Genomic DNA, 11,775 nt, shown 5'->3' on the forward strand with positions numbered 1-11,775 from the left:
CGGGGCGCTTGACGGTGCGCCCCGCCGTCCGCCGTCGTCAGTCCTCTTCGTCCCCGTAGCGCGGATCGATCGCCTCCGGTGAGAGGCCGAGGAGTTCGGCGACCTGCTCGACGACGACGTCGTGCACCAAGGCCGCGCGCTCGTCGCGGCCCTTCGTACGGATCTCGACCGGGCGCCGGTAGATGACCACGCGCGCGGGGCGGCCCTCGCGCGCGGCGATGGTGCCGCCCAGGGGCACCGACTCGTCGCTCCAGCCCGCACCGGGTTCCCCGACCGAGGGCACTTCGAGGATCAGGAAATCGATGTCGGCGAGCTGCGGGAAGCGCCGCTCGAGCCGTTCCACGGAGTCCTGCACCAGATCGGCGAACCCCTCGGCCCGGCTCGCGGAGAGCGGAACCTGCGGCGGGGCGACGGGCCCGCGCATACCCCTGCCGTGCCGGTCTCGGCGGCGGGGAGGCTTCGGCTCGGCGGCGGGCGGCGGTACGGGGTTCTCCATCACTGACGCAGCGTAATCCTCCGGTGCGCACCGCCGCCCGTCATCCGGCACCCGGGCCTCGCACGGAACCGACGTGTCGCTTCCTGACCGATCGAGCCGGACTTGGGCACGATTCGGCATCTCTCCCGGACCGCGGGCCCTTCGGCTCCTGCCCGTTTTCGCCCCGAGTGGTGACCGCGTCCAGTACGGCGAAGGGGCGCACCACCAGCGGTCCGCGCAGGTCAGCGATGCGCTCCCGGATGCCCTTGTGCGCCGTTTCGTGCCACGACACGGTGGGGTGACCTCCCGGGGAGTCGTCGCGGCCCGCTCAAGAGTGCGGTACCGTCCAACGTCGTGAGCCCTGTACGTCGCTGTTCGCGCACCGCTTGCGGCCGTCCCGCCGTCGCGACGCTGACGTACGTCTACGCCGACTCGACCGCGGTCCTCGGCCCCCTCGCCACGTATGCCGAACCCCACTGCTACGACCTGTGCGCCGAGCACTCCGAGCGCCTGACCGCCCCGCGCGGGTGGGAGGTCGTCCGGCTCGCCGACGCCTCGAACCCCTCGCGCCCCAGCGGCGACGACCTCGAAGCCCTCGCGAACGCCGTCCGTGAGGCGGCCCGCCCGCAGGAGCGCGCGGCCGAGGCGGGCGGTTCCGGTCCCCGCACCGCCGATCCCATGGAAGTCGCGCGTCGCGGGCACCTGCGGGTGCTGCGGTCGCCGGAGGACTGACGGGGCCCTGCCGGGCGGGGCGGTCTCAGGGGTGGTTCACCGTGACTGCCTTTCTGGCTCTCGTCCGCGTTCATGAACGTTGTGAGTCTGGTGTGAGAGCCAGGACCGGATGTGTCCGTGAAACCGCCTGACGTCGGGGAATGTCGGGGGCAACCTCAGGGGAATCTCGGGGGACGCGCGCAGTCGGCGGTCAGGTCGTGCGGGTAGTTTGTGGTCACCGAAGCGGACTTCAGGAGAGTTGGGTGACCGTGGCTGCTGATCTGTCCCAGATTGTGAAGGCGTACGACGTACGCGGAGTGGTCCCGGACCAGTGGGACGAGCCCCTCGCCGAGCTGTTCGGCGCGGCCTTCGTGCGCGTCACCGGCGCCACGGCGATCGTCGTCGGACACGACATGCGCCCCTCCTCGCCCGGCCTGTCCCGCGCCTTCGCGCGCGGCGCATCCGCCCTCGGCGCCGACGTGACCGAGATCGGCCTGTGCTCCACCGACCAGCTCTACTACGCCTCCGGCGCGTTCGACCTGCCCGGCGCCATGTTCACGGCCTCGCACAACCCGGCCCAGTACAACGGCATCAAGATGTGCCGCGCCGGCGCCGCCCCCGTCGGCCAGGACACGGGCCTCGCCGAGATCCGCGAACTGGCCGAGCAGTGGCTGGAGTCGGGCGCCCCCGAGCCCGCGGCCCAGGCAGGCACCATCGCGCAGCGGGACACCCTCGACGACTACGCGGCCTACCTGCGCACCCTCGTCGACCTCACGTCGATCCGCCCGCTCAAGGTCGTCGTCGACGCGGGCAACGGCATGGGCGGGCACACCGTCCCGACCGTGTTCGCCGGGCTCCCTCTCGACCTCGTACCGATGTACTTCGAGCTCGACGGCACGTTCCCCAACCACGAGGCCAACCCGCTCGACCCGGCGAACATCGTCGACCTCCAGCAGCGGGTCCGCGAGGAGGGCGCCGACCTCGGCCTCGCGTTCGACGGTGACGCGGACCGCTGCTTCGTCGTCGACGAGCACGGCGACCCCGTGTCCCCGTCCGCCGTCACCGCGCTCGTCGCCTCCCGCGAGCTCGCGAGGAACGGCGGCACGGGCACCGTCATCCACAACCTGATCACCTCCTGGTCCGTCCCCGAGGTGGTCAAGGAGCAGGGCGGCACCCCGGTGCGCACGCGCGTGGGCCACTCGTTCATCAAGCAGGAGATGGCCACCTCGGGCGCGATCTTCGGCGGCGAGCACTCGGCGCACTACTACTTCCGCGACTTCTGGAACGCGGACACTGGAATGCTCGCCGCGCTGCACGTCCTCGCCGCCCTCGGCGGCCAGGACGGCGCGCTGTCGGCCCTGGTCGAGGAGTACGACCGCTACGCCGGCTCCGGCGAGATCAACTCCACGGTCGCCGACCAGCAGGCCCGCCTCGCCGCGATCAAGGCGGAGTACGCCGGCCGCGAAGGCATCACCCACGACGAACTCGACGGCCTGACGATCACCTCGGCCGACTGGTGGTTCAACGTCCGCCCGTCCAACACCGAGCCGCTGCTCCGCCTGAACGCGGAGGCGCGGGACGAGGCGACGATGGCCAAGGTCCGCGACGAGGTGCTGGCGATCATCCGGGCGTGAGGGAGCGGGTGGGGCGGGGGGTTTCTCGCCCCACCTCGGGGTGGGGCCTCGCCGGCGGCGCGGGCGGTCCGGGCGGTCCGGGCGTGGGGGCTCCAGTCGTGGCTCCTCCGATCGTGGGGGCTCCTGGTCTGAGGCCTCGCCGGGCGTGGGGCGTCCGGTTGTGAGGCCTTGCCGGCCGTGGGGCCTCTTGGGGGCCTCCGGCCGTCGGACCGGCGGGCCCACCGTCCCCGCAGTCACCCACGGGCCCGGCCCACCCATGACCCCGCCCCCACCCGTGGGGTCCCGCGCCCCACGATCCCCCCGTCCGAGCGGCCTCCGCGCCCGCCCAGCGGTACCCTGACCAGGCCGCACACCGCACCTTTTCGAACCCCGAAAAGCACCATCCGACCCCCCGAAGGGACACCACAATGCCGCTCGAAGCCGGCCTCCTGGAGATCCTCGCCTGCCCGGCCTGCCACGCCCCGCTCAAGGAGGCGGACGCCGAGCTGCTCTGCACCGGATCGGACTGCGGCCTCGCCTACCCGGTCCGCGACGGTATCCCCGTACTTCTCGTGGACGAGGCCCGCCGCCCCGCATAGGTCCCACACAGGCCCCGCACCGGCCGTCCCGGAGGGTGACACCATGCTCGACGAATCGCTGCTCGACGCCCCCGACGCCCTCGCCAGGGCAGACCGCCGCGGCCTGCTGCGCGGCGCCGCCGAGGCCGGCGCCCGCGTCCGCACCGCGGTCCGGCACTCCGCGGAGGCCGGGATCACCGCGCTCTCCCCGGACGGCCGCCCGCGCGCCGTCCTCTTCGCGGGCCCCGGCCTCGCCGCCGCCTGCGTCGCCGACCTGCTCGGCCGGCTCGCCGGCGCCGCCTGCCCCGTCACACGGCTGCGCCCCACCGGCGTAGCCCCCGCCGCAGGAGCCATGCGCTGGGAGCTGCCCGGCTGGGCCGGCCCCGTCGACCTGCTCCTCGTCGCCACCACCGACGGCACCGAACCCGGCCTCGGCCTCCTCGTCGACCAGGCCTACCGGCGCGGCTGCACCGTCGTCGCAGTGGCCCCGTCCGGCGCCCCGCTCAGCGAGTCCGTCGCCGTCGCGCACGGCCTCTTCGTACCCATGGCGACCGCCCCGTACGAGGAGGACGAACCCGCCGCCGCCTCCGCCCCCGGCGCCCTGTGGGCCCTGCTCACCCCGCTGCTCTCCCTCCTCGACCGCACCGGCCTGATCGACGCGCCCGCCGACGCCCTGGAGAAGGTCGCCGACCGCCTCGACCGCACCGCCGAACGCTGCGGCCCCGCCATCGAGACGTACAGCAACCCCGCCAAGGCCCTCGCCTCCGAGCTCGCCGACGCGCTGCCCCTGATCTGGACCGAAGGGCACGCCGCAGGCCCGGCCGGACGCCGCTTCGCCGCCGCGCTCGCCGAGCTGGCGGGCCGCCCCGCCCTCGCCGGCGACCTGCCCGAGGTGCTGCCCGCACACGGCAGGCTGCTCCTCGGCGACCTCGCCGCCGGCGCCGACCCCGAGGACTTCTTCCGCGACCGCGTCGACGAAGCGCAGCCCATGCACGCCCGCGTCGTCCTGCTCCGCGACCGCCCCGGCGGCCTCACCGCCGCCCCCGCCGCCCGCGAGCTCGCGCTCGGCCACGACACCCCGATCAGCGAGCTCGAACCCGAAGAGGGCGACGAACTCGAAACACTCGCCGAACTGATCGCCGTCACGGATTTCGCCGCCGTTTACCTCGCACTTACCTCGGGGGCATGACGTGGACCCGGCCGACCCGACCACCGGGCGGCCCCTGATTCGCGTACGGAGGAAACCCACCCGATGGACCGCCTCACGAACACCGTCCGGCCCTACGCATGGGGCTCCACCACCGCCCTCCCGCACCTCCTCGGCGTCGAGCCGACCGGGGAACCGCAGGCGGAGCTGTGGATGGGCGCCCACCCCGGAGCGCCGTCCCGGACCGGACGCGGCCCGCTCAACGAGCTGATCGACGAGGCCCCCGAACGCGAACTCGGCCCCGCGGCCACCGCCAAATTCGGCCCCCACCTGCCCTTCCTCCTCAAAATCCTCGCCGCCGGCGCCCCGCTCTCCCTCCAGGTCCACCCCGACCTGACCCAGGCCAAACAGGGTTACGAGGCCGAGGAGCGCGCCGGCATCCCCGTCGACGCACCGAACCGCAACTACAAGGACGCCAACCACAAGCCCGAACTGCTCTGCGCCCTCACGCCGTTCGAGGGCCTGTGCGGATTCCGCGACCCCGAAGAGGCCGCCCGCCTCATCGAAGGCCTCGGCGTCGACTCCCTCAAGCCCTACGCCGACCTGCTGCGCGCCCACCCCGAGGAAGCCGCGCTCCGCGAGGTCCTGACCGCCGTACTGTGCGCGGGCCACGACGACATGGCCGCCACCGTCGCCGAAGCCGCGGCCGCCGCCGCACACCTCGGCGGCGACTACGCGCCCTACGCCGCCCTCGCCCACCACCACCCCGGCGACCCCGGCGTCATCGCCGCCATGCTGCTCAACCACGTACGCCTCAACCCCGGCGAAGCCCTGTACCTCGGCGCCGGAGTCCCGCACGCCTACATCGACGGCCTCGGCGTCGAGATCATGGCCAACTCCGACAACGTCCTGCGCTGCGGCCTCACCCCCAAGCACGTCGACGTCCCCGAACTCCTGCGCATCGTCCGCTTCGAAGCCACCGACCCAGGCATCCTGCGCCCCGAGGCCTCCCCATCCGGCGAAGAGGTCTACGAGACCCCCATCGACGAGTTCCGCCTCTCCCGCTACGTCCTGCCCGAAGGCACCGCCCCGCACGACCTCACGGCACCCACGCCCCAGATCCTCCTGTGCACCGCGGGCACCGTCCGCGCCGGCGAACTCGCCCTCACCGCAGGGCAGTCGGCCTTCGTCCCCGCAGGCGAAAAGGTCGAAGTATCCGGTACGGGCACCCTCTTCCGCGCGACCGTGGTGGCCTGACGCGACCCCGCCGTCCCGTGCTGCAACAATGACCCACCGCAAAGGGCGGGCAAAGCCCGGGACGGCGTAAGCGGACAGATCCGTACTACCCGGATCATCCGTACGCGCCGGGACCGGGACGGCGTACGAAGGGACTTCGGGAACACATGAGCGCTTCAGGCGGCACCAGAGCGATCGTGGCGGCACTCTCCGCCAACCTCGCGATCGCGGCGGCGAAATTCGTGGCGTTCCTCTTCAGCGGCTCCTCCTCGATGCTCGCCGAAAGCGTCCACTCGCTCGCCGACTCCGGCAACCAGGGCCTCCTCCTCCTCGGCGGCAAGAAGGCCCAGCGCGAAGCCACCCCCCAACACCCCTTCGGCTACGGCCGCGAGCGCTACATCTACGCCTTCCTCGTCTCGATCGTCCTCTTCTCCGTCGGCGGCATGTTCGCCGTCTACGAGGGCTACGAGAAGATCAAGCACCCCCACGCGCTCGAGAACTGGTACTGGCCGATCGGCGTCCTCCTCTTCGCGATCATCGCCGAGGGCTTCTCCTTCCGCACGGCCATCAAGGAGTCCAACGGCCTGCGCGGCCAGCTCTCCTGGTCCCAGTTCATCCGCCGCGCCAAGGCACCCGAGCTGCCCGTCGTCCTCCTCGAGGACTTCGGCGCCCTGATCGGTCTCGCCCTCGCCCTCTTCGGCACCGGCGTCGCACTCGCCACCGGCGACGGCATCTGGGACGGCATCGGCACCCTCTGCATCGGCATCCTCCTCATCGCCATCGCGCTCGTCCTCGCCGCCGAGACCAAGTCCCTGCTGCTCGGCGAGTCCGCCGGCATCGACGAGGTCAAGAAGATCGAGGCCGCGCTCGTCGACGGCGACACCGTCACCGGCGTCATCCACATGCGCACCCTCCACCTCGGCCCCGAGGAACTCCTCGTCGCCGCCAAGATCGCCGTCCAGCACGACGACACCGCCGCCGAGGTCGCCACCGCCATCGACGCCGCCGAAGCCCGCATCCGCGAGGCCGTCCCCATCGCCCGCGTCATCTACCTCGAGCCCGACATCTACAGCGAGGCCGCGGCCGCCGCAGGGGCCGACCCGGCCGCCACCCCCGGCGGACCCGGCCCGGCAGCCCACTGACGCTTCGCACGGGGCGGAGCCCAGCGCTCCGCCCACGGCGGCCCAGCAGGGCCACCACCTCCGACCCGGAGGCGGGCTGGGTCCGGCAGGGGCGATCGGTGTAGATTCGTCACCGAGCCAGACGTCGCTGCTGATGGCGGTCGGGCGGCCCGCACGACGGGCCGGCCGAGGGAGAGAGGGCCTCCGACGGACTGCGCTGCGAGCGCCCGGACATCCCCATGCCCGCCGCCGCAGACCAGCCATGCCCACCTCGACCTACCACCACGAGGAGCCAGCTCCCTATGACCACTGTCGACACCCGACAGACCCAGGACTTCAAGGTCGCCGATCTCTCCCTCGCCGTCTTCGGACGCAAGGAGATCACCCTCGCCGAGCACGAGATGCCCGGCCTGATGTCCATCCGCAAGGAGTACGCCGCCTCGCAGCCGCTCGCCGGCGCCCGCGTCACCGGCTCCCTGCACATGACGGTGCAGACCGCCGTCCTCATCGAGACCCTCGTCGCCCTCGGCGCCGAGGTCCGCTGGGCCTCCTGCAACATCTTCTCGACGCAGGACCACGCCGCCGCCGCCATCGCCGTCGGCCCCGACGGCACCCCGGACAACCCCCAGGGCATCCCGGTCTTCGCCTGGAAGGGCGAGACCCTCGAGGAGTACTGGTGGTGCACGGAGCAGGCGCTGACCTGGCCGAACACCCCCACCGGCGGCCCGAACATGATCCTCGACGACGGCGGTGACGCCACCCTCCTCGTCCACAAGGGCGTCGAGTACGAGAAGGACGGCAAGGTCCCCTCGGCCGACACCGCCGAGTCGGACGAGCACCGCGTCATCCTCGAGCTCCTCAACCGCACCATCACCGACGGCTCGCAGAAGTGGACCCAGCTCGCCTCGGAGATCCGCGGCGTGACCGAGGAGACCACGACCGGCGTCCACCGCCTCTACGAGATGCACCGCGACGGCACCCTGCTGTTCCCGGCGATCAACGTGAACGACGCCGTCACCAAGTCGAAGTTCGACAACAAGTACGGCTGCCGCCACTCCCTCATCGACGGCATCAACCGCGCCACCGACGTCCTCATCGGCGGCAAGACCGCCGTCGTCTGCGGCTACGGCGACGTCGGCAAGGGCTGCGCCGAGTCGCTGCGCGGCCAGGGCGCCCGCGTGATCATCACCGAGATCGACCCGATCTGCGCCCTGCAGGCGGCGATGGACGGCTACCAGGTCGCCACGCTCGACGACGTCGTCGACAAGGCCGACATCTTCGTCACCACGACCGGTAACAAGGACATCATCATGGCCGCCGACATGGCCAAGATGAAGCACCAGGCCATCGTCGGGAACATCGGCCACTTCGACAACGAGATCGACATGGCCGGCCTCGCGAAGACCCCCGGCATCGTCAAGGACGAGGTCAAGCCGCAGGTCCACACCTGGACCTACCCCGACGGCAAGGTCCTCATCGTCCTCTCCGAGGGCCGCCTCCTGAACCTGGGCAACGCGACCGGCCACCCCTCCTTCGTCATGTCCAACTCGTTCGCGGACCAGACCCTGGCCCAGATCGAGCTGTTCACGAAGCCCGAGGAGTACCCGACCGACGTCTACGTGCTCCCCAAGCACCTCGACGAGAAGGTCGCCCGCCTCCACCTCGACTCCCTCGGCGTGAAGCTCACGACGCTCCGCCCCGAGCAGGCCTCGTACATCGGCGTAGAGGTCGAAGGCCCGTACAAGCCGGACCACTACCGCTACTGACGCCACCGACCGGACAACGGTCCCGGCGGACCCAGCGGTTCCGGGCAGGCCCCTCGCACTCCGGTGCGGGGGGCCTGCCCCGTACCGGCCCGACCCGCCCCCGCACGACCCGAAAGGACGACCACCGCCCCCATGCCACGCGGCCGCTACTCGCTCCACGACACCCACGACCACACCCCCCTCGGCGAAGAACACTTCCACTGCGCCCCCGGCCCCTCCGGCTGGCGCTACGTCTCCCAGACCACCACCCCCACCGGCGACCCCGCAGGCTCCGTCGACCTGGCCATCGACGAACTCGGCCGCCCCATCCGCCTCGAACTCCACGCCGGCGGCTGGCAGGTACGAGGAGCAGCCATCGACGGCGTCACCTGGGTACGCACCGACCCCGCCGGCGAACAAGCAACCGAAGGCAACGCCCCCGCCCACGCCTTCACCGGCACCTCGCCGGCCTTCCTCGTCGCCACCGCACGCCTGCTGCGCCTCACCCCCGATTCCCCCGCGACCCGCGTCCGCCTCGTCCGCTTCACCGACCCGGTCCTGGCCCCCCTCACCCTCGACCAGTCCTGGGCCCTGCTGAAAACAGAAACACACGCCACTGACAACGGGCCTTTGAACGTGGACGAATACCAGGTCACCGACCTGAACACGGGCGAACAGCACGCCGTACACATCGTCGGCGACGTAGTGCTGGCCGCCCCCGGCATCGAGCTCGAACACCTCGACACACCACCGTCGACGTTCACGTGACCACTGGCACGGACGCCACGTCAGGCAGGCGGCACGAACCCCGTCCCCTGAGAAGACGCAGGCCCCTCACCCTCACGAGACCAGGGCGTCTCTACGTACGGCGGCTCAGCGGCCGGTGACGTACGGCTCGTCGCCGCGCCGGACGAATCCGTGAACGTCGGCGCCGCACCGGCCGGCCCCATACCGGGACCCACCCCAGAAGCCTCACCCCCACCGAACGCCCGCCGCGCATCCCGCGACTGCCGCTCATGCACCACCGCCGCCAGAAACTCGGCCGGCGGCACATCCCGCGGAGCCGGCGCCCCCGTACAAGCCGCCAGATCACCGGCCAACCGCTCCGCCATCGACCAGCTCACCTGCGGATCCAGCTGCCCCATCCGCGTCAGGTACTGCCGCACCGCCAGCCACAACCCGTCCGGCACCGACGACAGATCCAGCCCGGCGAACCGCCCCACCAGCCACGGCGGCGGAGGCGGCACGAACCGCACAGCCCCCACCGGCACCCGCTCCCGCACGACGAGCGTCCCCGCGAACACATCCCCGAGCCGCCGCCCCCGCACGGACACCAGCGACGCGATACACGCCACCACCCCGAACGTCGCGATGATCTCCACGACCCCGACAGCCCCCCGCACCAGCGCGTGCCGGAACCGGATCGGCCCCCCGTCGTCCCGCACCACCCGAAGCCCGCACGCCAGCTTGCCCAGCGAACGCCCATGACTCAGCGTCTCCACCGCGATCGGCACCCCGACCAGCACCAGCACAAACGTCGCCACCGTGACCGCCGCCCACGCCGCCTGGTCCAGCGACGACGTCGACGCCACCACGGCGACCGTCACCAGGATGTACAGGGTGAACGCCACGACGAGATCGATCATCACCGCCAACGCCCGACTCGGCAGCTTCGCGGGACGCAGCTCAAGAGCCACCGCCTCGCCCGTCACAAGCTCACTCACGCCGGCCGCCTTTCCCCGCCCTGCCCTCGGAACCGCCAGTCTGCCAAGCTGAGGCCACATCGCGCCGCAACGCCAGCCGCCACAACAGCAGCCGAGGAGCAGCCGACCCGATGGACCTCGACGTCTTCGTGTCAGCCCACCGAGCCGAGTGGGACCGCCTGGACGCCCTGCTGCGCCGCCGACGCCGCCTGACCGGCGCCGAAGCCGACGAACTCGTCACCCTCTACCAGCGCGCCGCGACCCACCTCTCCCTGATCCAGTCCAGCGCCCCCGACCCCCAGATCTCCGGCCGCCTCACACAACTGGTGGCACGCGCGCGTAGTGCCGTGACAGGCACCCGCCGCGCCTCCTGGACCGACGTCACCACATTCCTCACCCGAGGCTTCCCCGCGGCGGTCTACCGCTCGCGCCACTGGTGGATCCCGACCGCACTCCTCTCCACCGCGATCGCCGCACTCCTCGGCTGGTGGATCGGCACCCACCCCGAAGTACAGGCAGCCATCGCGGCCCCCGCCGAACTCCGCGACCTCACCCGCCCCGGCGGCCAGTACGAGACGTACTACTCGAGCCACCCCGCCGCGTCCTTCGCCGCCCAGGTATGGACGAACAACGCCCAGGCAGCCGCCATGTGCCTGGTCCTCGGCGTCTTCCTCGGGCTCCCCGTCCTCTGGATCCTGTTCCAGAACATGCTCAACCTGGGCGTCGGCATCGGCCTGATGTCCTCGGCCGGCCGCCTCGACACGTTCCTGGGCCTAGTCCTCCCACATGGCCTCCTGGAACTGACGGCCGTCTTCGTAGCCGCCGGTACGGGCCTCCGCCTCGGCTGGACCGTCATCGACCCAGGCCCTCGAACACGCGGCACAGCCCTCGCAGAGGAAGGCCGCGCCGCCCTGGGAATGGCGATCGGCCTGGCCCTGGTCCTCTTCGTCTCGGGCGCCATAGAAGGCTTCGTCACCCCATCCGGCCTCCCGACCTGGACCCGCATCACCATCGGCATCACAGCCGAACTGGCATTCCTGGTCTACGTCTATGTGCTCGGCGGCAGAGCGGCCCGAGCCGGCGAGACGGGTGACCTGGACAAGACCGAGCGCAGCGCGTCGGTACCCACCGCCGCCTGATGTGCGCTCGGCACGGCTGACCTGCTAGTCTCCTCGACGCCCCACAAGAGCTGTTGACACGGCTGGCGTGTGGAGGTAGATTCGAACAGTTGCCTGGGATTCGACAGGATCCACCGCAACCACTAGCATCTAGCTCGCTTCCGAGAATTCTTCTCCAGAAGCGCACCCCCGATAAATCGGAAAACGAACGCCGGTCAATCCGGCTGAGAACTTCTGATAAAGTCGGAACCGCCGGAAAGGGAAACGCGAAAGCCGAAAGGCCGGAGCGGAAACCTGAAAGGCACCGAGGAAATCGGATCGGAAAGAT

11 protein-coding genes are annotated in these 11,775 nt (G+C 71.4%); 9 read left to right on the forward strand and 2 right to left on the reverse strand.

Annotated elements, in window-relative coordinates; all coding sequences use genetic code 11:
- Nucleotides 1–37: 37 nt before the first annotated feature.
- Complete coding sequence (locus ABZ893_RS34575; protein WP_361412041.1) at nt 38–496, reverse strand: metallopeptidase family protein; 459 nt, start codon at nt 494–496, stop codon at nt 38–40.
- 333 nt (nt 497–829) lie between these two features.
- On the opposite strand from ABZ893_RS34575, the gene ABZ893_RS34580 reads away from it, so the two are divergent.
- The 8 genes from ABZ893_RS34580 to ABZ893_RS34615 all read left to right on the forward strand — a co-directional run bounded on the left by ABZ893_RS34580 (nt 830) and on the right by ABZ893_RS34615 (nt 9,394).
- The gene (locus tag ABZ893_RS34580) at nt 830–1,207 is read left to right on the forward strand and encodes a DUF3499 domain-containing protein (protein ID WP_361412015.1); all 378 of its coding nucleotides are present in this window, start codon (nt 830–832) and stop codon (nt 1,205–1,207) included.
- 248 nt (nt 1,208–1,455) lie between these two features.
- Complete coding sequence (locus ABZ893_RS34585; RefSeq protein ID WP_361412043.1) at nt 1,456–2,820, forward strand: phosphomannomutase/phosphoglucomutase; 1,365 nt, start codon at nt 1,456–1,458, stop codon at nt 2,818–2,820.
- 407 nt (nt 2,821–3,227) lie between these two features.
- On the forward strand, nt 3,228–3,398 hold the full coding sequence (locus ABZ893_RS34590; RefSeq protein WP_361412017.1) for a Trm112 family protein: 171 nt from the start codon (nt 3,228–3,230) through the stop codon (nt 3,396–3,398).
- A 43-nt stretch (nt 3,399–3,441) separates the two neighbouring features.
- Nucleotides 3,442–4,566 carry an SIS domain-containing protein gene (locus tag ABZ893_RS34595; RefSeq protein ID WP_361412019.1) on the forward strand — a complete coding sequence of 375 codons (1,125 nt, stop codon included), beginning with the start codon at nt 3,442–3,444 and terminating at the stop codon, nt 4,564–4,566.
- 63 nt (nt 4,567–4,629) lie between these two features.
- The gene (manA, locus tag ABZ893_RS34600) at nt 4,630–5,781 is read left to right on the forward strand and encodes a mannose-6-phosphate isomerase, class I (protein WP_361412021.1); all 1,152 of its coding nucleotides are present in this window, start codon (nt 4,630–4,632) and stop codon (nt 5,779–5,781) included.
- A gap of 146 nt (nt 5,782–5,927) precedes the next feature.
- A complete protein-coding gene (locus ABZ893_RS34605; protein ID WP_361412023.1) occupies nt 5,928–6,902 on the forward strand; it encodes a cation diffusion facilitator family transporter in 975 nt (324 codons plus the stop codon).
- A 281-nt stretch (nt 6,903–7,183) separates the two neighbouring features.
- The gene (gene ahcY, locus ABZ893_RS34610; protein ID WP_361412025.1) at nt 7,184–8,647 is read left to right on the forward strand and encodes an adenosylhomocysteinase; all 1,464 of its coding nucleotides are present in this window, start codon (nt 7,184–7,186) and stop codon (nt 8,645–8,647) included.
- A 132-nt stretch (nt 8,648–8,779) separates the two neighbouring features.
- A complete protein-coding gene (locus tag ABZ893_RS34615; protein WP_361412027.1) occupies nt 8,780–9,394 on the forward strand; it encodes a hypothetical protein in 615 nt (204 codons plus the stop codon).
- Nucleotides 9,395–9,414: 20 nt separating this feature from the next.
- Here the strand turns inward: ABZ893_RS34615 and ABZ893_RS34620 are convergent, their stop codons facing one another.
- Nucleotides 9,415–10,350: an RDD family protein gene (locus tag ABZ893_RS34620; protein WP_361412029.1), complete on the reverse strand. Its 936-nt coding sequence runs from the start codon at nt 10,348–10,350 to the stop codon at nt 9,415–9,417.
- A 110-nt stretch (nt 10,351–10,460) separates the two neighbouring features.
- On the opposite strand from ABZ893_RS34620, the gene ABZ893_RS34625 reads away from it, so the two are divergent.
- Entirely contained in the window at nt 10,461–11,468 is a 1,008-nt protein-coding gene (locus ABZ893_RS34625) for a stage II sporulation protein M (protein WP_361412031.1), read from the forward strand.
- Nucleotides 11,469–11,775: the final 307 nt, after the last annotated feature.

This window comes from Streptomyces sp. NPDC046821, from assembly GCF_040645335.1.
Classification (GTDB): domain Bacteria; phylum Actinomycetota; class Actinomycetes; order Streptomycetales; family Streptomycetaceae; genus Streptomyces.

Bases quoted from the DNA above. Each gene is read 5' to 3' on its own strand.
- ABZ893_RS34575 (WP_361412041.1), bottom strand. From the start codon at position 496: ATGGAGAACCCCGTACCGCCGCCCGCCGCCGAGCCGAAGCCTCCCCGC.
- ABZ893_RS34590 (WP_361412017.1), top strand. From the start codon at position 3,228: ATGCCGCTCGAAGCCGGCCTCCTGGAGATCCTCGCCTGCCCGGCCTGC.
- ABZ893_RS34595 (WP_361412019.1), top strand. From the start codon at position 3,442: ATGCTCGACGAATCGCTGCTCGACGCCCCCGACGCCCTCGCCAGGGCA.
- manA (WP_361412021.1), top strand. From the start codon at position 4,630: ATGGACCGCCTCACGAACACCGTCCGGCCCTACGCATGGGGCTCCACC.
- ABZ893_RS34605 (WP_361412023.1), top strand. From the start codon at position 5,928: ATGAGCGCTTCAGGCGGCACCAGAGCGATCGTGGCGGCACTCTCCGCC.
- ahcY (WP_361412025.1), top strand. From the start codon at position 7,184: ATGACCACTGTCGACACCCGACAGACCCAGGACTTCAAGGTCGCCGAT.
- ABZ893_RS34615 (WP_361412027.1), top strand. From the start codon at position 8,780: ATGCCACGCGGCCGCTACTCGCTCCACGACACCCACGACCACACCCCC.
- ABZ893_RS34625 (WP_361412031.1), top strand. From the start codon at position 10,461: ATGGACCTCGACGTCTTCGTGTCAGCCCACCGAGCCGAGTGGGACCGC.